Raw genomic sequence first — 21,908 nt, 5'->3', positions numbered from 1 at the left:
GCAGATTCTCGTCCCGCAGCTTCAGCCCGGGGACATCGTCGTCATGGACAATCTGGGGAGCCACAAGGCGGCCGCGCTGCGCAGGCAGATCCGGGCCGCCGGCGCAAGGCTCTGGTATCTGCCGCCGTATTCGCCCGACCTCAATCCGATCGAGCAGACCTTTGCCAAGATCAAGCACTGGATGCGTGCGGCCCAAAACCGCGCCGTCGACGACATCTGCCGTCACATCGGCGAACTCGTCAAAACCATCCAACCCCGCGAATGCGCCAACTACTTTGCCAACGCCGGATACGCTTCCATCAAAATGTGAAACGCTCTAGCTGAACGCTCCGGCAAGTTGTCCAGATGACAGCCGCCTCCGGCGGCTTTTTCTTTGGGAAGTACGCCTCCGAAATATACATTCGTTGTCTCAGGCGCAGCCGAGGCTGTGGAAGCTAATGCGCGGCGCTCTTTCCATGTAATCGCCCGAGGATTTCATCCGAATTGTTAGTGAATGCGATCCAAGTAATTGATCAAATAGCGAAATTCAATCCCTTGGCGTGTTTCGTCGATGATAAAGCGCGCTCGTGAATGGTGAACGAAATCAGCCTGCGCGCAGGGCAAGTTCCCGATGGCTGGGAGTTCGTTCCGACCCGGCCTAGTGAGGCTAGTCACTCGGCGCGCTGCGCTTTCGGGGAAAACCACTCGCGGGCGTCGCCGCGGAAAAGTAGCATTACGGAGACTATCGATATCGCGAATGCCGCGTAAAACAAGATAGTCGGAACGGGATTGAGAAGGAAGCGTTCCATTTCTCGGATCGTACTTGGGAGACCGAGGATACTGAGCAATATCCAAAAGAGACTAATCCATCGCGCCCAATTTTGCCGCTTACGGGCAACCAGCCAAATCCATAGTAGCCGCCCGGTAACGGAGAGGGCGCCGTATAGCAGAAAACCAACGTGATACAGATGGTAGTTTCTGGCGAGCAAAGCGGGGTTCGCAGCGCTTGACGCCAAACCAATGGCTATCGCCGTCCAGGCAAGCCGCTCGTACCAGACGACGCTCCAGGGGCGGGGCGCCGCGCCCATCTCCTCCGATTTCCCGCTTGTCATGCCGCCGCGCGCCCAGCCTCCGCAACCCGTCCCAGATAGCAGCAAGCAACGGCGCACACAACCTCTCGTAGATCGATTTACTTGGTGCGGCTGTTTAGGTCACGAGCGGTAAGGCTCGGATTGAGCGCACGAGTTCTTCATATCCGAAAGCCAACATCTCGCCTTAATAAGTACACGCCTGATAGTTCAGACGACAGCCGCCTTCGGGCGGCATTTTTCTTTGCGAATGGGAGACTCAAAAAGTTTCCATTCGTTGTCTCAGGGGCAGCCAAGCGAAACAACGCTTATTCTTGGCGCGGAGGCCTGCTGCATCGTCCAAATCTGCCTGATTGATGGCCGTGAGCTAGTCCTAATTGCTCACAAAGACAAGGCTTCATGCCGGAATTTGCCGTGCTATGCATACGGGTTCGAAGACGAGTGATCGATGACCGCCGAGCAGCCGCCCAAAGCTGAGCAGTCGCCCAAAATTGTGATTGTCGACGAAAGCCCGATCCGCGCCGCGATCCTGGAGGAGGGGCTGCGCGAAGCCGGCTACAGCAGCGTCGTGCGGATCAGCGAAATGCAGAGCCTGCTCGCCCGCATCTACGCGCTCGACCCTGACATCATCGTCATCGACCTGGAAAATCCCAGCCGCGACATCCTGGAGCAGATGTTCCAGGTCAGCCGGGCGGTGCGCCGGCCGATTGCCATGTTCGTCGACCAGAGCGACGCTGCCTCGATCCAGGCCTCCGTGGATGCCGGTGTGTCCGCCTATATCGTGGACGGGCTGAAAAAAGAACGGATCAAGCCGATCCTTGATCTGTGCGTCTCCCGCTTCAATGCATTCGCCAAGCTGCAGGACGAGCTCGATCGCACCAAATCGGCGCTGGAAGAGCGTAAGGTGATCGATCGCGCCAAGGGCATCCTGATGAAATTGAAGGGGCTCACGGAGGAAGAGGCCTACGTCCTGATGCGCTCCACCGCGATGCGCGAGAAGAAGAAGATCGGCGAGATCGCGCAGTCGATCCTGACCGCGTCGGAGCTCCTGAAATGACCACGCCCCTTCATGTCGGCTTCATTCCGCTGGTCGATGCCGCAGCCCTCATCGTCGCCGTCGACAAGGGATTTGCCAAAGCCGAAGGGCTCGACGTCAACTTGGTGCGGGAGGTGTCGTGGTCCAATGTCCGCGATAAGCTCAATATCGGGCTGTTCGATGCCGCCCACTTGCTTGCGCCGGTGGCGATCGCCTCGAGCTTGGGGCTCGGCCATGTCAAGGTCCCGATCGTCGCGCCCTTCAACCTCGGCATCAACGGCAACGCGATCACCGTCTCGGCCGCGCTGCACACCGCCATCCTGCGGGAGATCGATGGCGACCGCTTCGATCCGATGGCGACGGCGCGGGCGCTGGCGCGCGTGGTGGCCGCAAGGCGCAAGAGCGGGGCCGAGCCCCTGACCTTCGCCATGACCTTCCCGTTCTCGACCCACAATTATCAATTGCGATTCTGGATGGCGGCTGGTGGGGTCGATCCCGACGAGGACGTGCGATTGGTGGTGCTGCCGCCGCCTTTCATGGTGGAAAGCCTCGAGAGCGGGCATGTCGACGGGTTCTGTGTGGGTGCGCCGTGGAATTCCATCGCCGTCGATCACGGTGTCGGCCACATCCTGCATTTTGTCGCGGACATCCTGGTGCACGCGGCCGAAAAGGTGCTGGCGATCCGGCAGGGGTGGGCAGAGAAAAATCCGGATACTGTCGCGCGCCTGGTCCGCGCCGCGTCCCGTGCCGCCGATTTCATCGAGCAGCCGGGAAACCGCGGCGAGGCTGCGCGGATCCTGGCGCAGCCAGACCGCATTGGCGTGGACGCGGAAGTGATCCAACGCACGTTGGACGGCCGCCTGAAGATTTCGCCCGACGGCACCTTCCGCGAGAACAGCCGCTATCTCCTGGTGGGGCGGGAAGCCGCAGGCCGGCCGGATCCGGCGCAGGCGGCCTGGCTCTACTCTCAGATGGTGCGCTGGACACAAGCCCGGTTCAGCCCGGATGCCCTGAGGGCCGCTATGGCTGTGTTCAGGCCGGAGCTTTACGACGCCGCGCTGAGTAAGGGGGCGGACGTGGCCGCAAATCGCCCGATTGGGGCGTTCGATGGCCCCGCCTTCAATCCGGACGACATTGCGGGCTATTTGGCCGCTTTCAAAATACCTCGCCGGCGCGTGTAACCCACCCAATCCGCCCTGATCAAAAATTAGGCGCTTCACTTTATTGCACGCTATTTGTGCCTTTGCCTTCAGAAAAGGCATGGATCGTTATTCATTTGATGCGTCGCAACCGAATTACCGATTTGATTTGGCAGTATTTTTCTCGGAATGCTGCATTGGCACATAACTTGAATGGGCACTTGTGAGCCAGCCGCCGGAGATGCCCGCTGGCCCAAGTCCAAGACGGACTTCCGCAGCAACGAGGCTGATCGGATCGTCCCGCAAGTTCCGAGCGCATTGGCCCGCACGTCGAACTTCCGAGCGATCACACACCCTTTCACCCGTTGAGACCACGCGCCGCGTGGCTGCTGGAGCATCGCTATGGATTACGCAAAGCCCACCGACGTGATTGCCTCGATGATCGATGCGGGCCTCAAGAAGCTCGCGCTCGGCCCGCGCGACCTGCTCATTCGTGGCGCCCTTTCCGGTGCGTTGCTGGGCGCGGCCACCACGCTCGCTTTCACCGGCGCGGTGACAACGGGACAGCCGTTGATCGGCGCGCTGATCTTCCCCGTCAGCCTCGTGATCATCGTGCTGCTCGGCCTTGAGCTTGTCACGGGGAGCTTTGCGCTGGTGCCGCTGGCGCGCCTTGAAGGCAAAGCGAGCTGGAATGCGGTGATCGCCAACTGGTCCTGGGTCTTTGTGGCGAATCTGCTTGGCAGCATCGCATTCGGGGTTTTGATCGCGATCTCGCTCACCAACATGGGCAAAGTCGAAGTGACCGGGGTCGCCGCGCGCATCGTCGCGGTGGCGGAGGCCAAGACCATCGCCAACGCGGCGCTCGGCACGGCCGGCCTGGTCAGCGTCTTTGTCAAAGGCATTCTCTGCAATTGGCTGGTCTGCCTCGGCGTGGTCATGGCGATGACGTCGACCTCGACGATCGGAAAGATCGCGGCGACCTGGCTGCCGATCTTCCTGTTCTTCGCGCTCGGCTTCGAGCACGCCGTCGTCAACATGTTCGTGATTCCGACGGGCATGCTGCTCGGCGCCAAGGTCAGCGTCTACGACTGGTGGGTCTGGAATCAGATCCCGGTCACGCTCGGCAATCTGTTCGGTGGCTTCGTCTTCACCGGCCTCGCGCTCTACGTGACCTACAAGCCCAACCAGGAATCCATCTCTGCCGCGCCCGTCGTGGCGCAGACCGCCGCCGAATAAGGGCACGACAGCACCATGAAGCTCGAAGCAGTTTCCGTCGATTTTACCGACGAGCAGAAGCGCTATCTCGAAGGTTTTGCCACCGGTTTGCAGATCAGCCGGGTCGGCCGTGGGCTCGGCGGCGGCGCGGCTGCCGGCAAGGGAAATGCCGAACCGATCGGGCCGGATGCGATCCATCTCAAGGCGCAGGATAAGGTCACGGCGTCAGGCAAGAAGCTCGCGGACCAGGAGAAGTTCAAGCGCGAGCTGCATCCGTTCGACGCATACGAGCGGCTGAAGGAGCAGGCGAAAAACAACACGCCGCCATCGCCGGCCGACAATTTCCGCTGGCGCTATTACGGCCTGTTCTACGTCGCACCGGCGCAGGATTCCTACATGTGCCGGTTGCGTATGCCCAACGGCATCCTCAAGCATTGGCAGTTCGCCGGGCTCGCCGATCTCGCCGATATCTATGGAGGCGGGTACAGCCACGTCACCACCCGCGCCAACATACAGATCCGCGAGATTTTGCCCAAGAACAGCGTGGCCCTGATCGAGGGCATCCAGGATCTCGGTCTCTGCTCGCGCGGCTCCGGCGCCGACAACATCCGCAACGTCACGGGCACGCCGACCGCCGGCATCGATCCGCAGGAGCTGATCGATACGCGCCCCTTTGCGCGCGAATGGCATTTTCACATCTTGAACGACCGCTCGCTCTACGGTCTGCCGCGCAAATTCAACGTGGCCTTCGACGGCGCCGGCCGCATCGCCGTACTGGAAGACACCAACGACATCGCGTTCGCCGCCGTCGAGGTGAAGGATGGTTTCGGCGTCGATCCCGGCGTGTGGTTTCGTCTCGGGATCGGCGGCATCACCGGGCACAAGGATTTCGCCAAGGAGACGGGCATCATCGTCAAGCCGGAGGAGGCCACGCAGGTGGCGGACGCCATCGTGCGTCTCTTCATCGAGACCGGCGACCGCACCAATCGGCTGAAGGCGCGGCTGAAATATGTGCTCGATAGCATGGGCGTCGACAAGTTCATGGCTGGGGTCGAAGAGAAGCTCGGCCGCAAACTGGTGCGGCTGCCTTCTGAAGCGATCGCACAGCGGCCGGTATTCGACCGAATGGCCCATATCGGTGTGCACAAACAGAAGCAGGATGGCCTGAACTGGATGGGCGTGGTGTTGCCGCTCGGCAAGCTGACTTGCGAGCAGATGCGGGGGCTCGCGAAAATCGCGCAGGACCTCGGCGACGGCGAGATCCGCCTGACCGTGTGGCAGAACCTTTTGATCTCGGGCGTGCGCGATGAGAATGTGGCGCTTGCGACCGCCGCGATCGAAAAGCTGGGCCTCGCGATCAAGGCCTCGCAAATTCGCGCCGGCTTGATCGCCTGCACCGGCAACAAGGGTTGCAAATTTGCGGCGTCCGACACCAAGGGCCACGCGGCGGCGATCGGTGACTGGTGCGAGACGCGGGTCAATATCGAGACGCCGCTCAACATTCATCTGACCGGCTGCCACCATTCCTGCGCGCAGCATTACATCAGCGACATTGGCATGATCGCCGCGAAGGTGCCGACCGGTGAAGGCGAGGGCGACGAGGTCGTCGAGGGCTATCATCTGTTCGCGGGCGGCGGCTTCGGACCGCACGCCGATATCGGCCGCGAAGTCTATCGCGACGTCAAGGCGGAGGATGCGCCAAAGACCGTCGAGAGGCTGTTGAAGGCCTATCTCGCGCATCGTTCTTCACCCGACGAAACGTTCCTTAGCTTTGCCCGCCGCCACGACGGCGAAGCGCTGCGCAAGCTCGCCGACGCGGAGGTCTCCTCGTGAACCAGATTACGCCACCGCCAAAGATCGAGATTATTCCGCCGAGTGCACCGTTCTCCGAGGCGCAGCGTTCCTGGCTGAACGGCTTCCTCGCAGGACTCTTGTCCAACGACGTGGCCGTGCCGCTGTCGCCGGAGCAGGGTGCCGCTATGCTGCAAGCGCCTACTGCCGCCGCCGAGGATGACGACGAAGCGCCGTGGCATGACCAGACCCTGCCGATCGCCGAGCGCATGAAGCTTGCCGAAGGACGCCCGCTGCGGCGGCGTATGATGGCCGCGATGGCGCAGCAGGATTGCGGCCAGTGCGGCTATAATTGCCGCGACTATTCCAATGCGATCGCCGACAAGTCCGAAGCGCGGCTCAATCTCTGCGTCCCCGGCGGCAAGGAAACCGCGCGGATGCTGAAGACGCTCTACGAGGAGCTCGACAAGGCGCCGGGCGCGGCAAAGCCGGCCGCAGCGGCTCCCGTAACGCCTGCAACTCCGGCGGTGGTCGCCAAACCCGGCCGCTCCCGCGACAATCCGGCGGAGGCGACCTTCGTCGGACGACGGCTTCTCAACAAGAAGGGGTCGGAGAAAGAGACCTATCACATTGACTTCGATCTCTCGGAGACAGGTCTCGACTATGTCGTGGGCGATTCCTTTGGCGTTTTCGCCAAGAACGATCTGGGTCTGGTCGATCAGGTCATCGCCCTGCTGGGGGCCTCGCACACGACCAAGGTCAACGGCAAGACGCTGCGCGAAGCCCTGATCAGCGATGTATCGCTGTCGCCCGCGCCGGATAAATTGTTCGAGCTGATCTCCTTCATCACCGGCGGCGCCCAGCGGGAGAAGGCCCGCGCGCTGGCACAGGGCGAGGATCCCGACGGCGACGCAGCGACGCTCGACGTGATGGCGGCCCTGCAGAAGTTTTCCGGCGTCCGCCCACATCCCGAGGCGTTCGTGGAAGCGCTGGAGCCGCTGCAGCCGCGACTCTATTCGATCTCGTCATCGCACAATGCAACGCCCGGAAAACTGTCACTCACCGTCGATTGCGTGCGTTATATCGTCGGCAAGCGCCGGCGCCTCGGCCTCGCCTCGACCTTTCTTGCCGAGCGCATCAATCCCGGCGAGAAGCTGAACGTCTATGTGCAGAAGGCGCACGGCTTTGGCCTGCCGCAGGATCCGAAGACGCCGATCATCATGGTCGGCCCGGGCACCGGCGTCGCGCCGTTCCGCGCCTTCCTGCTCGATCGCAAGGCGACCGGCGCGACAGGGAAGAACTGGCTGTTCTTCGGCCACCAGCGCAGTGACTATGATTTCTTCTATGCCGATGAGCTCAACGCGATGAAGACGTCAGGTCTGCTCACGCGGCTGTCCCTTGCCTGGTCGCGTGATGGTGCGAAGAAGTTCTACGTGCAGGACCGCATGCGGGAAGTCGGCCGCGAGTTGTGGACCTGGCTCGCCGAAGGTGCGCATCTCTACATCTGCGGCGACGCCAAGCGCATGGCGAAGGACGTCGAGCGCGCGCTGGTCGATATCGTCGCCCAATTCGGCGCCCGCTCAACGGACGAAGCCGTGGCCTTCGTTGCGGAACTCAAGAAGAAGGGCCGTTTCCAGCAGGATGTGTACTGAGCGAAGTCTTTCGAGCGGTTCCAATTTCACGCAATCTTAACGAAAAAAATTCCCATAACGATCGCTGCCGGAGAAATTTGGACTGGGAACGAGCTCCACGGGAGTGGCGGCATCGCTCTTTGGTCGCCGCTCTTGCAACGGCCGGCAGATGCTATTTGATGGCGCGCGATGGGGCATTGGAGAACCACCATGCGCGAACTATCAGCGGAAGCCCGCCTGCATTTTCACGCGCGCTCCCTGTCCCGCCGCACAGGCCGCGGCCTTCATCTCGCGGCGCTCTGCGGGGCGTTTGCGGTCATTGCCGCGATCGTGTTCGGCACCCTCTCGGTGCATCCGTTCTGATCAGTCACGATTTTGTTCGTAGGGTGGGCAAAATCGAGGAGCGCCCACCACCCTGATAGAGTCTCGTAGGATTGAGCGGCAAACGAAACCCACCAACTTCCCTGCAAGCGGATCGATGGGTTTCACTTCGTTCAAGCTATCCTGCGGCTTCGGCAGAAGCTTACGCCGAGCGCCTGAACGGCGCTACCGCAATTCCGGCATCCGCGAGCGCCTTCCGCAACCCCTTCGCAATGTCGACCGCGCCGGGCGTGTCGCCGTGAATGCAGACCGTGTCCATGCGCATCTTGATGCGCTTGCCCGTGATGGACACCACCTCGCCGTCCTGCACCATCCGCACCACGCGCTCAGTGACCTGCCGGGCATCATGCAGCACCGCGCCGGGCTTGCGGCGGGATACCAATTGCCCGTCATCTTCATAGGCGCGGTCGGCAAAGACCTCATGGACCATCGGCAGGTTGGCCTTTTCGCCGGCCTTAACGAGGCGCGAATTGGCGAGCACCACAAACACCAGGCTCGGATCGACGGCTTTGATCGCGTTTGCGATAGCTTGGGCGGTCATGTCGTCTTCACAGGCGACGTTGGAGAGCGCGCCATGCGCTTTCACATGGGTGACCTTGTGGCCGGCGGCGGTCGCAATCGCCTGCAGCGCGCCGATCTGATAGGCGACGAGATTCTCGATCTCCGATGATTTCAGCCCCGGCACCGGACGACGGCCGAAGCCGTGCAGGTCGCGATAGCCGGGATGGGCGCCGATGGAAACACCTCGCGCTTTGGCAAGATCCACGGTCTTGCGCATGATATCGGCGTCGCCGGCGTGAAAGCCGCAGGCGATGTTGACGGAGGTTGCAAGCTCGATCATGGCCTCGTCATTGCCCATCACCCAGGGGCCAAAGCTTTCGCCGAGATCGCAATTGAGATCGATTGTGCTCATGTTGGTCTTCCGCTTCCTGAAAGTCCCGCCCCTTGGCCGTCTGGCGGCACGTGATGCCAGGTGTCCGCATCCACCGCACTCACCGCGTGGCCCGCGACATTAGCATCGTGCAGTGCTTCGATGTTGAGTTCGACGTTCTCGATCGGGCGCAGGCGATCGGGCAGGGAGCGCAACAATTGCGCGTATTTTCTCGCTTCCGCCTGCGCCTCCACCACGCTGACCGCTTTGAAGCGGAACGCGGTTCCCGCCGGGGTCTGGGCCAGGCGGCGCAGGTCCGGGGAGATCACCGTTGCGATCTTCGGATAGCCGCCGGTGGTGCCGCGGTCCATCATCAACACGATTGGGGCGCCGTTGCCGGGCACCTGGATGCTGCCGTTCACGGTCCCATCGGAGACGATGTTGTGGCCGTGGAGATGCTTGATGACCGGCCCTTCCAGCCGATAGCCCATGCGGTCGCTGGTGGCCGAGATCATCCATTCGCTGTCGAGAAACAGCTTTTTCGCCTCGTCGCTGAACTCGTCGTCCTGTGGACCGAGCACCACCCGGATCGGGCCGTTCGTAGCTGCGGGCGGTTCGACCCGCCGCTCGGGCGCGCCGCTGGCGGCGCGTGCAGGCAGCTCATCTCCGGCCTGCAGCGGGCGTGGATAGGGGCTGCCGAGCCCTGCGCGGGCATTGACGGCGAGGCTGCCAAACATTGGCTCACCCGTGATGCCGCCTTCGATCGCGAGATAGCTGAAGGCACCGCCCTTGGCGAATCCGAGGGTGAGGGTCGCGTTCTCAGGAATGGTCATCGAGCTGTCGAACGCGACCGGCTGGCCGGCAATGTCGGCACTTCTGCTCGCGCCGGTCAGCGCGACGCGAACTGCCCCCTCACGCGCGGTGAAGGCCGCACCAAATGGGCCGATTTCCACGCTTGCCGCAAACGGCGTATTGCCAAGCAGCGTGTTAGCGGCCGCGAGCGCAAGCCGATCCATGGCGCCGCTCTCGGTCAAGCCATAACGCTGTGCTCCGTGGCGGCCGCCGTCCTGAACCGAGCTTGCAGGACCAATGCTGGTGACGACGATCTTGGTCATGAGGCCATCAACTCGGCAACGATCTCGCAGTTCTCCGCGGCTTTCTCCTGTTCCGCAAAAGTTTTCGTATCGATAGCGTAGAAGGTCACGCGGTCGCCGGGCTCCAGCAGGAAGATCGGTTCGCGATGCAACTGATAGGTCCGCACCGGCGTGCGTCCGAGAAGGTGCCAGCCGCTGGGAGCGGCGACGCATTGAATGCCAGTCTGCACGCCGCCGATCGAGATCGTGCCGGGCGGCGTCAACAGGCGCGGACTCTGCCGCCGCGGCATGTGCAGCGATTTATCGAGGCCGCTGAGATACGACCATCCCGGTGAAAAGCCGATCATGGCGACACGATACTTGCCTGCGACATGGCGCGCCACGATCTCGTCGGGCGTCGTGTTCAGCGCTTTCGCGACATCCTCGAGGTCGATGCCGTTCTCTCCTCCATAGGCAACAGGTACCCGCCAATGCCGCGTCTTTCCGTTCGGCGGGACGGGACGTTTTGCGAGCGCCAGCAATTTCTCGCCAAGCGTTGCGAAGTCGATTTGGCAGGGATCATAGTGCACCAGCAGCGACCGGTAGGTCGGCACGGCCTCGGTCACCCCCTCGATCGCTGCCTCGCTCAGCGCGCGATCGAGTGCCAGCACGCGCTGATTGGCGGTCTCATCGATCACCTTCGAGAACTCCACCGTGATAGCGCTGTCGCCGCTGGGCAAAAGGCGGGGTGGAGGGAACGTGGCTTCCATCGTCTCACAATGTCGCAATCGGGAGCTTTCCAAGCTGTAGCTTGTTTTGTGTTCCAGTGGAATCCGCTTTCCCGAAAAAATCCCGCAAGTTCAATAAATTGATGCAATGCCGCGCGATAAAGTCGCTTTATCGCTTGCGAGGAATTGAGCCCTGCAGCTTTCCCTTGACGGCAGGTGCGCGCCCCGCAAGATGCGCCCGCAATCTGCTCACCCTTAAGGAGCCTAATCTTCGATGTCCCTGACCCCCGACGCCATCGCGACCCTTTCCAAAGTCTCCACTGCGACCATCACCACAGTTCTCCTGAAAAAGGGGTTGCGAAACGTCTGGATGCGCGGCGCGCGTCCGTTGCATCCGGGGCAGAAGCGGCTGGTCGGCGCGGCCTTCACGCTCCGCTTCGTGCCGGCGCGTGAGGATCTGGCGACGCCGGAGTCCTGGTCGTCGCCGATTTCCACCCGCACCGCGATCGAGGCCATGCCCGAGGGCTGCATCGCCGTGGTCGATGCCATGGGCATCTCCGATGCCGGCATCTTTGGCGACATTTTGTGTGCGCGCATGGTCAAGCGCGGCGTCACGGCGCTGATTACCGATGGCGTGGTGCGCGATCTCGAAGGCGTGATGGGTACGAACCTGCCGGTGTGGTGCAATGGCTATGCGGCGCCGCCCTCGGTCGCAGGCTTGACCTTTGTCGGCTGGGGCGAGCCGATCGGCTGCGGCGGTGTTGCGGTATTCCCGAATGACATCGTGGTGGCCGACCAGGATGGCGCGGTCCTGATCCCGCAGGCTTTCCTGGACCATGTGCTCGCGGAAGGACCGGAGCAGGAACGCATGGAAGGCTGGATTGTCAACGAGGTGAACAATGGCGCATCGCTGCCTGGCCTTTATCCCATGAATGCCGAGACCAAGGCGCGCTACGCGGCGTCGAAGAAGTAGGGCGCAGAGTGTTGTAGGGTGGGCAAAGCGCACTTCAAAGCGCACTTGAAGCGTGCCCACCATCATACGACTGATAAAGATCGGTGGGCACGGCGTTGCCGCGCTTTTGCCCACCCCACAAGTGAGCAGACATAGGGAGAGACAGCATGGTGGACATCTATCTCGCCGGATCGCGCCCGACCCGCCGCGCATCGGCCGAAAGCTTTACGGGCACGGTATGGCAGGACCCGATCATCACCCCGCAGGCGCCGGCACGTGTTGCCTCCGCCCGCGTCGCGTTTGAGCCCGGCGCGCGCACGGCGTGGCACACCCATCCCTTGGGGCAAACGCTTTATGTGATCCAGGGTGTCGGGCGGATCCAGGCCAAGGGCGGCCCGATCCGCGAAATCAAAGCCGGCGATGTCGTCTGGATTCCGCCGGGCGAGAAGCACTGGCATGGCGCCGCTCCGACCACGGGCATGGTTCACGTCGCGATGCATGAATCTCTGGACGGCAATCACGTGACCTGGATGGAGCACGTCACCGACGCCGAATATAACGCGGCTGTTGGATAGGACTGTAGGTGGTCCTATCCTTTGCGCCGCTGGCGGCCGGATCGCCGTGCAGGCTTTCTCCGGTTTGGAGCCGCGCAGAATCCCGGTGTGCTCATCGTAAATCGCACCCATGAACCGGGCGCGCGTGAGTCGCGCCTCGGGCCAGAACGAGTCATGAAATAGGACTCGGTCGGCGGATAAGGCGCCGTTGGCGTTGTCGGCCATACCTCGTTGTCGCGCGAGCGGACTTCAGAGAAAGCGGTCAGGCGAAAAAGGCCCGAGCGGAATTTCGGGCTCGCGATGCCCGAGCAGTTGCGCGACCAGGCGGCCGGTGCGTGCCGAGCCGACCAGGCCGACATGGCCGTGGCCGAACGCATAGACGATGTCCTTCGAGGCCCTCGCATAGCCAATGCAGGGGCGGCCATCCGGCATGCTCGGCCGATGCCCGAACCAGATCTTGATGCGGGACGCCGGAATGTCCTTGGCCAGTTTCGGGAAAATGCCGAAGAGATTGTCGCGAAGAATATCGGCGCGCTTCCAGTTCGGTGGGGCATCGAGACCTGCGATCTCGACCGTGCCCGCGGCGCGCAGCCCCTGGTCGGTCCAGTTCACCACCATTTTTGCATCGGACGCCATCATGGAGGTGCGCGGTCCCGTGCCTGGATCTTCGACGACAACGTGATAGCCGCGCTCGGTCTCAAGCGGCAGGTTATCGCCGACGGAGGCCGCAAGCGCCTTGGACCGCGCGCCTGCGGCAACCACGGCGGCATCGCAGGCGATTTCGCCGCGGTCGGTGACGACGCTGACGAGTCTTCCGTTCTGAAGTTTGAGCGCCGTTGCCTTCGCAGCCACGCGTTGCGCACCGCGCGACAGCGCCAGCCCGGCAAGTGCGGCAACGTAATTGCCGGGGTTGCGGCAGCGCCCGGCCTCCTCGACCAGGACACCAAAGGTGTAGCGGGGATGAAGATCTGGCTCGCGCTGGCGCATTTCATCGGCCGAGAGCTCAAGCCACTCGATGCCGATGCGCTTGCGGATGCGCCAGCCGAGATCGGCATCGAACGGTGCGCGCGAGGGAAAAATGTGCAGCACGCCATTGCGCTCGATCAGATCGGGAACGCCAGCTTCCTCCGCCAACGTCTTGTGGAGGGCGGGCGCATCCTTGAGCAGCGGTCGCAGCGCGCGAGCCGTCGCCTCGACCTTCGCCTCGGTCCAGCCTGACAAGAGATAGCGGATCAGCCAGGGCAGGGCTTTCGGCAAATAGGACCAGCGGATTGCCAGCGGCCCCAGCGGATCCATCAGATATTTCGGCACCTTCTTCCAGACGCCAGGCTCCGCCGGCGGGATCACCGAATGCGACGACAGCCAGCCGGCATTGCCATAGCTTGCCGCCTGCGTCCCGCCGGGTTCGCCCGGATCGATCAGCGTTACGCGGCGGCCGTCGCGCAGCGCCTCGATGGCGCTGATCACGCCGACAGCGCCGGCTCCAATGATGGCAACGTGGCGCGCGCTGGTCTCTGTCATGGCTTAAGCCTTGCTGGGTACAAAGTCCTTGCCCACGGAGATCGCGCGCGGATCGAGCAAGCAATGCAGGATCGAGGGCTTGCCGGAGGCGAGCGCACGCTCGAACGCGGGCGCAAAATCCTCGGTTCGCTCGACCCGCTCGCCGTGGCCGCCGAAGGCTCTGGCATAGAGCGCGAAATCGGGGTTTTGGAGCTGCGTTCCGATCACGCGGCCTGGATAGTCGCGCTCCTGATGCATGCGAATTGTGCCGTATTGGCCGTTGTCGATGATGACGACGATGATCGCCGCGCCATATTGGACGGCGGTGGCGAACTCCTGGCCGTTCATCAGGAAGCAGCCATCGCCGGCAAAGGCCACGACGACACGATCGGGATATTGCCGCTTCGCCAGCACGGCGGCCGGCACACCATAGCCCATGGAGCCGGAGGTCGGCGCGAGCTGCGCGGCGAAGGTGTGGAACCGATGATGGCGATGCAGCCAGCCGGCATAATTGCCGGCGCCGTTGCAGACGATCGCGTCCTTCGGCAGGCGGTCCCGCAGCCACACGACGACTTCGCCATATTGGAAGGGGCCCGGTAGTTCGCGGGGCTTGTCGGTCCAGTCGAGGTACTCGGCGTGCGCCTTGGCCGCCTTGCCGGTCCAGGCGACAGCGGCGCGAGGCTTCAACGTCTCGACGGCCTGAGCGAAGGCGGTCGGGCTGGCCTCTATCGCAAGCGTCGGCTGATAGACCCGGCCGAGTTCTTCCGCGCCCGGATGCACGTGAACGAGCTGCTGAGCGGGGGAGGGAATGTCGAGCAACGTATAGGAGGAGGACGGCATTTCCGACAGCCGGCCGCCGATCAGCAGGATCAGATCGGCGCCGGTGATGCGCGCTTTGAGGCGCGGATCGGGTCCGATGCCGAGGTCGCCGGCGTAGGTGGGATGATCGGCGTCAAACAGCGACGCGCGGCGAAACGAGGTTGCGACCGGGAGTTCGAAGCGCTCGGCGAAGCGCGCAATACTCTTAATTGCCGTTTCGTCCCAACCCGACCCGCCGAGAATGGCGATCGGCGCCTTCGCTTGCGCGAGCAAAGCGCCGAGGCGCTCGATATCGGATGGCGCGGGCCAGCTCATCGCGGGCTCGACGCGCGGTGCGTCGCTCACTGCGGCTTTTTCGGTCAGCATGTTTTCCGGCAGCGCGATCACCACGGGGCCGCGACGGCCCTGCATGGCGATGCGGAAGGCGCGCGCCACCAATTCCGGAATGCGATCGGGGCGGTCGATCTCGACCACCCATTTCGCCATGCTGCCGAACATGGCTTTGTAGTCGACCTCCTGGAACGCCTCCCGCTCGCGCATACCGGTATCGACCTGGCCGATGAAGAGGATCATCGGCGTGGAGTCCTGCATCGCGATGTGCACACCGTGGCAGGCATTGCTTGCGCCGGGACCGCGGGTGACGAAGCAGATGCCGGGGCGCCCCGTGAGCTTGCCGTAGGCCTCAGCCATCATGGCTGCGCCGCCCTCGGCGCGGCAGATCATGACGTCGATCTTGCTGTCATGCAGCGCGTCCAACGCGGCGAGGTAGCTTTCGCCGGGAACGCAGGTGACCCGCTCGACCCCTTGCGCGACGAGCTGATCGACCAGGATCTGGCCGCCGGTGCGCAAGTTATTCTTGGCTGGGTTCGATTGGCTCATGACAGCTCCTTGCAAGCATTAGCGATGCGGGCGATGGCCTCGCGCAAGTTTTGTTCGGAAGCGGCGTAGGACAGGCGGAAAAACGGCGCAAGGCCGAAACAGGTGCCCGGCACCACGGCGATGTCGTGCCGTTCCGGGAAATAACGGCAGAGCGTGCTCCACCCGCGTCGGCTTCATGAATGACGGCGCCATGGCTGATCTCGGACCGCCCGCTAAGATCAAAGCCGCAGCGCGTACGAGAAGCGTGGGGCGGGGCGCCTCAATTGACGCGCGTCCAGGTCTGGCCCCCGCAGAACATGCCGCCAAAGGCGCAGCCCTGGACGCGAAGAGTGTCGGGTCCCTTCAAGGCGATGGTTGAGTCGTAGGTGCTGCCCGTGTTGGGATCAAGAATCCGGCCACTCCATTTCAGGTCCTTGCCCGGTTTCATGTTGATGAGAACCTGCTCGCCATTCTGGTTGGTCTTTGCGTCCACCGAATAGCCGCAGAGATTGGCGCCGCACTGCTCGATGCGGACCTTGCCTTCCTTCTCTTCCGTCAACCACACCCCAAGCGGCGAATTGGGATCGCGCAGCGCTGCGGGCACAGGGGCCGGCTGCGAGTTCGGCGCAGCAGCAGCGGCGGGCTTTGCTGCGGCATCCTGTTGTGCGACTGGTGCTGCCGTGTGAGAAGCAGGCGGAGGCGACATGGCTGCATCCGCCGGCGTGCTATTCGCCATTGTCGTCGGCTCGGGCTCCGCCGGTGGCGGGCTGTCCGTCGTCGGAGCGGCTGGAGACGGCGTCACCGCCGTTTGCGCGGGCGCTGGTGTGGCAGCGGCCTCACCAGGCGGCGCGGCTGGTGTCTGCGGCTGCGGCTCGACCTTGGCCTCCTGCGGAGGCTGTTGTTGCTTGCGCGCGGACGCCCGATCATGATTGCGGATGCGTTTGGCCTTGCGACCGGTGTTGTCGTAAATGCCAGGGATCGAGACAATGCCGCGGTCCGGATCGATATGGATGGTGTGCCCGCCATAATGGAACGTGTATTGGGCCTGGGCGGCGCTGCTCGCGAACAGGAATGCGGCAAGAGCCAACAGCCTTGTCATCGTGACCTCCTGAGCGGGCTTTGTCCCTCGCACGGGTCCTACGCATGGGCGTGCGCCCAAAGCGCGATCCAGATCACTTCAGAACATGAGTCGTGGGCTAGCGACTCAGGTTCAATGCGCCCCGCGCACCCGGTCCGGACGGCCGATCAATGTCCGGAGAGCGCGGACGGTTCCTGACCTCACTCGAACCAGGCTGCATAAATCTTCTTGAAGCTGCCGTCCTCCATCGCGATATGCAGCCACTGGTCGACAAAGGCTTTCAGAGTCTCGTCGCGCTGCAGCCAATAAGCCTTCTCGGCAAAGTCGAACGGTTTGTCGGGATGTATAGCACAGAGCACCCCGGGATGCAGCTTCTGCTGATAGCGGGTTTCGGAGGCGTCCGTCATCATCAGATCGGCATCGCCCTTGGCGATCTCGTCGAAGATCGTGACATTGTCGCCGTAAACCTTGATGTCGGCATTCTTGATGTGGGCGCGCGCAAAGCGCTCGTTGGTACCGCCGGGATTGACGATCACGCGGACTCCCGGCTGATCGATCGTTTCCAGCGTCTGGAATTTGTCAGCATCGGCGCAGCGCGCGATCGGCGTTTTGCCCTCGCGCATGACAGGCGTTGAGAAGAAGCCTTTCTTCTGCCGGTCCAGCGTGATCGAGACGCCACCCATCGCGACATCGAAATTGTCGGCCTCGAAATCCTTGGTGAGCTGCGGCCAGGCTGTTTTGACATAGTCGACCTTGACCCCAAGCGCTTTGCCCAGGGCTTCCGCCATATCGACGTCAAAGCCACGGAACTTGCCGCTTGCGCTATCGAACGCGCTGAAGGGCAGATAATCCCCGGTCATGCCGACGCGAAGCGTTCCGCGCTTGATGATCTCGTCGAGGCGGGAGATCTCCTGACGGGGCTCTTGGCGAGACTCTTGGGCCTGCGCCGCGCTCGCCAGAAGCACGAACACTGCAGCGAGGCAGGACAGGATGCGTTGCATCGGGCTCTCATTCGCGAAAGGAAACGCCGAGTCGATTGTCCTATGGGCAAGTCCTCGGCATTCGCAAACACGCCCGATATGGGAAAGGCAAGAGGCTAAACCTCGCCCTGCCGCCGCACGTCCTCCGCAGCCTCGGCTGTAGGACTGCGAGCAATCATCTCACGTCGGATCTGCTCAAACCGGGCCCGCGCCTCGCTCTCGCGTTCGTCGACCATCTTGATCGCCGCTTCCGCGCTCATCGGGCCGAGCACAATCGGGGCGGAATTCTCTCCGATCATCTCGTCGACATAGTACTCGTCGTTTTCGCCGCGGCGCACGCTCCATTTGAAACGGATCGCGGCCATCGGGCCGGGACCGATCTTGGTGTAGCCATCGGCGCCGACCGGCGCGATAGGGGGCGATGCAGTCGTGGGCTGTTCTGATCCACGAGGGGTCTGCGGGTACTCAAGGATGCTCGCAATGGTGGCGAGCGCCTCATCCGTTGGATCGCTCTGGGTCAATGTTCCGTCCTCCGAAACACGGCATCCGGCCCACCCGTGCCATGGCCGGCGCGCAGGTTCGGTTAGGCTTGCCCCCGAATAAGGCCGAGTTTGGGCTATTTAGGTGCAAATCGGCGGCAGTTTCGCGCGCCACGGCCGCTCCTGCTCGAGCTGCGCGGCGAGGCGCAGCAGCATCGCTTCATCGCCGAAGCGCGCGGCGAACATCATGCCGACGGGCAACCCGGCACTATGCCAGGCAAGTGGCACCGACATGGCAGGCTGGCCCGACATGTTGAACATCGAGGTGCCCGGCATGTAACGCCGCAGGGTTGGCCCGATATGGGACAGGTCCTGCGCCATCGCATTGAGCTCGCCGAGACGCAGCGGCGGCGTGCACAAGGTTGGGCTCAGGAAGACGTCGCAGCTTGTGAAGAATTCGGCGAGCGCGCGCGAGATCCGGAACGCGCCGAGCTCCGCCGCGGCGTAATCGGTCGCACTGGTGCTTTGCGCATTGTGTGCCATGACAAGCGTCAGGATCTCGAAATCCTCCGCCGTCATGGGGCGCCCGAAGCGCTTTTCCGCCAGCCGCACGCTCAGGGCGGTGTTGGCGCCGACGATGGTTGCCATCACCTCCGCGGGATCGAGCGGCAGCACGGGCGCGCGCTCCTCGACATGGTGACCAAGCTTCTCCAATAGCAATGCGGTGTCGCGCACGGCCGCCGATATCTCGGGATCGATCGCCTCGCCATAGGGCGACTTGGCCGTAAAGGCGATGCGCAGGCGGCCGGGGTGGCGCCTGACTTCTTCGACGAACGGCCGCTCCGGCGCCGGCGCGTGATAGGGGCTCGTCGGCTCCGGCCCGCACAGCGCGTCCAGCATGGCCGCGCTGTCGCGCACGCTGATGCTGACGACGTGCCCGCAGGAAAAGCCGGCCCAGCCCTGGCCGCGATCCGGCCCAACCGGATTGCGCGCGCGGGTCGGCTTCAGCCCGAACACGCCACAGGCCGAGGCGGGGATGCGGATCGAGCCGCCTCCGTCGCTGGCGTGGGCCACAGGCAGGATGCGCGCGGCGACCGACGCCGCGGCGCCGCCGGAGGAGCCGCCTGCCGAATGTGCGAGATTCCAGGGATTGCGGGTTGGGCCATGCAGGCGAGGTTCGGTGGTCGGCATCAAGCCGAACTCGGGGCTCGAACTCTTGCCGAAGATCGTCAGCCCCGCCTTCAGGCAGCGCCGCGCCAGCGTGCTCGAATGATCGGCGACCTCGTCCTTGTAGAGACTGGCGCCGAATGTCGTGCGCGTGCCCTCCAACAGATCGAGGTCCTTCAGCAGGAAAGGAACGCCCGCGAAGGGGCCTTCAGGAAGTCCCTTGTCGATCTGTCGTTCGGCATAGTCGTAATGCTTGACCACGACGGCATTGATCTGCCGATCGACTTTTTCAGTTCGCGCGATGGCTTCGTCGAGCAGCTCTCGAGGCGTCACCTCCTTTTTGCGAACAAGATCGGCCAGACCGACCGCGTCGTAGCTGCCATATTCCTTGAAAGCCATTGGACAACCCATTGAAACTGGGCGCACAGCGGGCGTACCCGGACAGCGCGCCTGCTGCTGCCGAAATCAGCCGAGCACGTCCTGATTGATCACGTTCTGCCGGATCGGATCGCCGTCAAGCGCGCTCAGGATGTTGCGCGCGGTCTGCTCGCTCATGCGGTCGACAGCTTCGCGGGTAACGCCCGCGACATGCGGCGCCGTGATGACGTTGGGCAGACCGAACAGCGGATTGCTGACCGGCGGCGGCTCCTGCTCGAAGACGTCAAGGCCGGCGCCGGCGAGCTTGCCTGATGCCAGCGCATCGTAAAGCGCCTTCTCGTCGACAATGCCACCGCGCGCGGTGTTGATGAGGTAGGCGGTTGGTTTCATCAGCCGAAGCCGCGCCGCGTTGAACAGCCCGACCGTTTCCGGCGTCTTCGGACAATGAATGCTGACGAAATCCGCGCGCGGCAATGCCGCATTGAGCTCGGGGACCGCTTCGCAGCCGGCCGCCTTGATATCAGCGGGGCTCTTGTATGGATCGTAGACCAGGACCTGCATCTCCATGGCCTGACAGCGCTTGGCGGTGCGGGTGCCAATGCGCCCGAAACCAACGATCAGCAAGGTCTTGCCGAAGAGGTCGTAAGGCAATTTACCAAGCCGCTCAGGCCAGGTGCCGTTCTTGACCATCGTGTCCATTTCAACGGCTCGCTTGGCGAGCGTCAGCATCATGAACAGTGCACATTCGGCTACCGAGGGGGAGTTCGCCGTGCCCGCCACCATCAGCGGGACCTTGCGGCGGCTCAGCGCCGGCACGTCCACCGCGTCGTAGCCGACCCCGATGCGGGTCACGACCTTCATGTCGCCGGATGCTTCGAGTTCGGGCTCGCCGAACCTGGTCGCTCCGAGCGCAACTCCGTGCACCGGCGCCTGCGCACGCAAGAGGGCCTCGAAATCCGGGGCCGAAATCATGTTGGGGAATTCGACGAGATCGATGTCGTCACGCGCATTGAGGAGTGCTCGCCCCGTCGCCGACATGGATTCCGTGACGAGGATCTTCTTCTTGTTTGCTGTCATTTCCTGCCCTTAGGAGAGTGTCTACGGTCGCCCCAGGACGACGCCACTCGCCTCGTTTAGCAGGTGCATGTTGTTGAGGTCCACAGCCAATCGCATCGGCGCACCGTCGCGCGCGCCCCAGTTAGGGTTGACGCGTCCGCAGATCTGAGCGCCTTCGAGGGTGAAGTAGACCAGCGTCTCCATCCCCATCGGCTCGGTCACATCGAGGACCGTGTCGAAAGCTTCGACACCCGGCTCGTCGTGCGGCCGCGCCTCGGTGATGTGCTCGGGCCGGATGCCCATCAACAGCGGCTCGTTGCGCGGAATATTGTGGTAACGTACGGCGCGCTGGCCCGGCACCGGGAAGGCGAGGCGGTCGGTGAGGCGGACATTGAGCTTGCCGTCAAGCTCCTCGAGCCGGCACGGCACGAAATTCATCGCGGGCGAACCGATAAAGCCGGCTACGAACCGCGTGGCCGGGTTGTGATAGAGCTCGTTCGGCGTGCCCATCTGCTCGATCCGGCCCTTGTTCATGACTACCACGCGATCGGCCAGCGTCATCGCCTCGACCTGGTCGTGGGTCACGTAAACCGTGGTGGTGCGCACCTTCTGGTGCACCTTCTTGATCTCGATGCGCATTTGCACCCTGAGCTTGGCGTCGAGATTGGAAAGCGGCTCGTCGAACAGAAAGACCTTGGGATTGCGCACGATGGCGCGCCCCATGGCGACACGCTGGCGCTGGCCGCCGGATAGTTGTTTCGGCTTGCGGTCGATGAGGTCGGTGATGTCGAGCAGGCGGGCGGCTTCGGTGACGCGGGCCTTGATCTCGGACTTGGGGTAGTGCTTCAGCCGCAGCCCGAAGGACATGTTCTCCTCGACCGTCATATGCGGGTAGAGTGCGTAATTCTGGAACACCATCGCGATGTCACGATCTTTCGGCGGAACGTCATTCACGACGTCGCCGCCGATCATGATGTCGCCGTCGGTGATGTCCTCGAGCCCCGCGATCATCCGCAAGGTGGTCGACTTGCCGCAGCCGGACGGGCCGACCAGCACGACGAACTCCTCATCGGCGATGTCGAGGTCGATGCCGCGCACGGCTTCGACGTCCTCGTAGCGTTTCACCACTTTGCGCAGATTCACTTCGGCCATCGG

Annotated in this window: 20 protein-coding genes; 9 read left to right on the top strand and 11 right to left on the bottom strand. The window is 63.1% G+C overall.

The window, feature by feature from the left end:
• From F758_RS0128335 to F758_RS49870, 7 genes are all read left to right on the top strand, one after another.
• Window positions 1-310, top strand: a 310-nt coding sequence (locus F758_RS0128335; RefSeq protein WP_024511057.1) for a transposase, incomplete at its 5' end; no start/stop codon positions are given.
• Window positions 311-1,515: 1,205 nt separating this feature from the next.
• Window positions 1,516-2,124: an ANTAR domain-containing response regulator gene (locus F758_RS0128325; RefSeq protein WP_024511055.1), complete on the top strand. Its 609-nt coding sequence runs from the start codon at window positions 1,516-1,518 to the stop codon at window positions 2,122-2,124.
• Window positions 2,121-3,284: a CmpA/NrtA family ABC transporter substrate-binding protein gene (locus F758_RS0128320; RefSeq protein WP_024511054.1), complete on the top strand. Its 1,164-nt coding sequence runs from the start codon at window positions 2,121-2,123 to the stop codon at window positions 3,282-3,284. Before F758_RS0128325 ends, F758_RS0128320 begins: the two co-directional genes overlap by 4 nt.
• Window positions 3,285-3,644: 360 nt before the next feature.
• Window positions 3,645-4,478 (top strand): formate/nitrite transporter family protein, encoded by an 834-nt coding sequence (locus tag F758_RS0128315; RefSeq protein ID WP_024511053.1) that lies wholly within the window; start codon window positions 3,645-3,647, stop codon window positions 4,476-4,478.
• A gap of 15 nt (window positions 4,479-4,493) precedes the next feature.
• Entirely contained in the window at window positions 4,494-6,290 is a 1,797-nt protein-coding gene (locus F758_RS0128310; protein WP_024511052.1) for a NirA family protein, read from the top strand.
• A complete protein-coding gene (locus F758_RS0128305; protein WP_024511051.1) occupies window positions 6,287-7,900 on the top strand; it encodes a sulfite reductase subunit alpha in 1,614 nt (537 codons plus the stop codon). The genes F758_RS0128310 and F758_RS0128305 overlap by 4 nt, the downstream gene beginning before the upstream one ends.
• Window positions 7,901-8,089: 189 nt before the next feature.
• Complete coding sequence (locus F758_RS49870; protein ID WP_198026581.1) at window positions 8,090-8,242, top strand: hypothetical protein; 153 nt, start codon at window positions 8,090-8,092, stop codon at window positions 8,240-8,242.
• Window positions 8,243-8,402: 160 nt separating this feature from the next.
• Here F758_RS49870 and F758_RS0128295 read toward each other — a convergent pair whose 3' ends face one another.
• Genes F758_RS0128295 through pxpB form a run of 3 tightly spaced genes read right to left on the bottom strand, consistent with a single transcriptional unit; the run spans window position 8,403 to window position 10,974 of the window.
• Window positions 8,403-9,173, bottom strand: a complete 771-nt coding sequence (locus tag F758_RS0128295; RefSeq protein WP_024511050.1) for a LamB/YcsF family protein — start codon at window positions 9,171-9,173, stop codon at window positions 8,403-8,405.
• Window positions 9,170-10,246 (bottom strand): 5-oxoprolinase subunit C family protein, encoded by a 1,077-nt coding sequence (locus F758_RS0128290; protein ID WP_024511049.1) that lies wholly within the window; start codon window positions 10,244-10,246, stop codon window positions 9,170-9,172. The genes F758_RS0128295 and F758_RS0128290 overlap by 4 nt, the downstream gene beginning before the upstream one ends.
• A complete protein-coding gene (gene pxpB / locus F758_RS0128285) occupies window positions 10,243-10,974 on the bottom strand; it encodes a 5-oxoprolinase subunit PxpB (RefSeq protein ID WP_024511048.1) in 732 nt (243 codons plus the stop codon). Before pxpB ends, F758_RS0128290 begins: the two co-directional genes overlap by 4 nt.
• A 232-nt stretch (window positions 10,975-11,206) precedes the next feature.
• On the opposite strand from pxpB, the gene F758_RS0128280 reads away from it, so the two are divergent.
• Window positions 11,207-11,905 (top strand): ribonuclease activity regulator RraA, encoded by a 699-nt coding sequence (locus F758_RS0128280; RefSeq protein ID WP_024511047.1) that lies wholly within the window; start codon window positions 11,207-11,209, stop codon window positions 11,903-11,905.
• A 146-nt stretch (window positions 11,906-12,051) separates the two neighbouring features.
• On the top strand, window positions 12,052-12,459 hold the full coding sequence (locus tag F758_RS0128275) for a (R)-mandelonitrile lyase (RefSeq protein WP_035723315.1): 408 nt from the start codon (window positions 12,052-12,054) through the stop codon (window positions 12,457-12,459).
• 228 nt (window positions 12,460-12,687) lie between these two features.
• Here the strand turns inward: F758_RS0128275 and F758_RS0128270 are convergent, their stop codons facing one another.
• The 8 genes from F758_RS0128270 to F758_RS0128230 all read right to left on the bottom strand — a co-directional run bounded on the left by F758_RS0128270 (window position 12,688) and on the right by F758_RS0128230 (window position 21,905).
• Complete coding sequence (locus F758_RS0128270; RefSeq protein WP_024511045.1) at window positions 12,688-13,959, bottom strand: NAD(P)/FAD-dependent oxidoreductase; 1,272 nt, start codon at window positions 13,957-13,959, stop codon at window positions 12,688-12,690.
• A 3-nt stretch (window positions 13,960-13,962) separates the two neighbouring features.
• A complete protein-coding gene (locus F758_RS0128265) occupies window positions 13,963-15,636 on the bottom strand; it encodes a thiamine pyrophosphate-binding protein (RefSeq protein ID WP_024511044.1) in 1,674 nt (557 codons plus the stop codon).
• 259 nt (window positions 15,637-15,895) lie between these two features.
• Complete coding sequence (locus F758_RS0128255; protein ID WP_024511043.1) at window positions 15,896-16,714, bottom strand: DUF2147 domain-containing protein; 819 nt, start codon at window positions 16,712-16,714, stop codon at window positions 15,896-15,898.
• A 179-nt stretch (window positions 16,715-16,893) separates the two neighbouring features.
• Window positions 16,894-17,694 (bottom strand): transporter substrate-binding domain-containing protein, encoded by an 801-nt coding sequence (locus F758_RS0128250; RefSeq protein ID WP_024511042.1) that lies wholly within the window; start codon window positions 17,692-17,694, stop codon window positions 16,894-16,896.
• Between the two features lie 95 nt (window positions 17,695-17,789).
• Entirely contained in the window at window positions 17,790-18,194 is a 405-nt protein-coding gene (locus F758_RS0128245; protein ID WP_024511041.1) for a hypothetical protein, read from the bottom strand.
• A 99-nt stretch (window positions 18,195-18,293) separates the two neighbouring features.
• On the bottom strand, window positions 18,294-19,718 hold the full coding sequence (locus F758_RS0128240) for an amidase (protein WP_024511040.1): 1,425 nt from the start codon (window positions 19,716-19,718) through the stop codon (window positions 18,294-18,296).
• 66 nt (window positions 19,719-19,784) lie between these two features.
• A complete protein-coding gene (locus tag F758_RS0128235; protein ID WP_024511039.1) occupies window positions 19,785-20,774 on the bottom strand; it encodes a hydroxyacid dehydrogenase in 990 nt (329 codons plus the stop codon).
• Between the two features lie 21 nt (window positions 20,775-20,795).
• Complete coding sequence (locus F758_RS0128230; protein ID WP_024511038.1) at window positions 20,796-21,905, bottom strand: ABC transporter ATP-binding protein; 1,110 nt, start codon at window positions 21,903-21,905, stop codon at window positions 20,796-20,798.
• Window positions 21,906-21,908: the final 3 nt, after the last annotated feature.

This window comes from Bradyrhizobium sp. ARR65 (assembly GCF_000472385.1).
Taxonomy (GTDB): domain Bacteria; phylum Pseudomonadota; class Alphaproteobacteria; order Rhizobiales; family Xanthobacteraceae; genus Bradyrhizobium.
Note: the sequence above shows the minus strand (reverse complement) of the source record. Positions and strands in the feature narration are given on the sequence as shown.

Excerpts from the sequence above, each read along its gene's own strand:
- F758_RS0128250 (WP_024511042.1), bottom strand. The coding sequence starts at position 17,694 with ATGCAACGCATCCTGTCCTGCCTCGCTGCAGTGTTCGTGCTTCTGGCG.
- F758_RS0128320 (WP_024511054.1), top strand. The coding sequence starts at position 2,121 with ATGACCACGCCCCTTCATGTCGGCTTCATTCCGCTGGTCGATGCCGCA.
- F758_RS0128270 (WP_024511045.1), bottom strand. The coding sequence starts at position 13,959 with ATGACAGAGACCAGCGCGCGCCACGTTGCCATCATTGGAGCCGGCGCT.
- F758_RS0128230 (WP_024511038.1), bottom strand. The coding sequence starts at position 21,905 with ATGGCCGAAGTGAATCTGCGCAAAGTGGTGAAACGCTACGAGGACGTC.
- F758_RS0128290 (WP_024511049.1), bottom strand. The coding sequence starts at position 10,246 with ATGACCAAGATCGTCGTCACCAGCATTGGTCCTGCAAGCTCGGTTCAG.
- F758_RS0128255 (WP_024511043.1), bottom strand. The coding sequence starts at position 16,714 with ATGACAAGGCTGTTGGCTCTTGCCGCATTCCTGTTCGCGAGCAGCGCC.
- F758_RS0128240 (WP_024511040.1), bottom strand. The coding sequence starts at position 19,718 with ATGGCTTTCAAGGAATATGGCAGCTACGACGCGGTCGGTCTGGCCGAT.
- F758_RS0128265 (WP_024511044.1), bottom strand. The coding sequence starts at position 15,636 with ATGAGCCAATCGAACCCAGCCAAGAATAACTTGCGCACCGGCGGCCAG.
- F758_RS0128325 (WP_024511055.1), top strand. The coding sequence starts at position 1,516 with ATGACCGCCGAGCAGCCGCCCAAAGCTGAGCAGTCGCCCAAAATTGTG.
- F758_RS0128280 (WP_024511047.1), top strand. The coding sequence starts at position 11,207 with ATGTCCCTGACCCCCGACGCCATCGCGACCCTTTCCAAAGTCTCCACT.
- F758_RS0128295 (WP_024511050.1), bottom strand. The coding sequence starts at position 9,173 with ATGAGCACAATCGATCTCAATTGCGATCTCGGCGAAAGCTTTGGCCCC.
- F758_RS0128275 (WP_035723315.1), top strand. The coding sequence starts at position 12,052 with ATGGTGGACATCTATCTCGCCGGATCGCGCCCGACCCGCCGCGCATCG.
- F758_RS0128315 (WP_024511053.1), top strand. The coding sequence starts at position 3,645 with ATGGATTACGCAAAGCCCACCGACGTGATTGCCTCGATGATCGATGCG.
- F758_RS0128310 (WP_024511052.1), top strand. The coding sequence starts at position 4,494 with ATGAAGCTCGAAGCAGTTTCCGTCGATTTTACCGACGAGCAGAAGCGC.
- pxpB (WP_024511048.1), bottom strand. The coding sequence starts at position 10,974 with ATGGAAGCCACGTTCCCTCCACCCCGCCTTTTGCCCAGCGGCGACAGC.
- F758_RS49870 (WP_198026581.1), top strand. The coding sequence starts at position 8,090 with ATGCGCGAACTATCAGCGGAAGCCCGCCTGCATTTTCACGCGCGCTCC.
- F758_RS0128235 (WP_024511039.1), bottom strand. The coding sequence starts at position 20,774 with ATGACAGCAAACAAGAAGAAGATCCTCGTCACGGAATCCATGTCGGCG.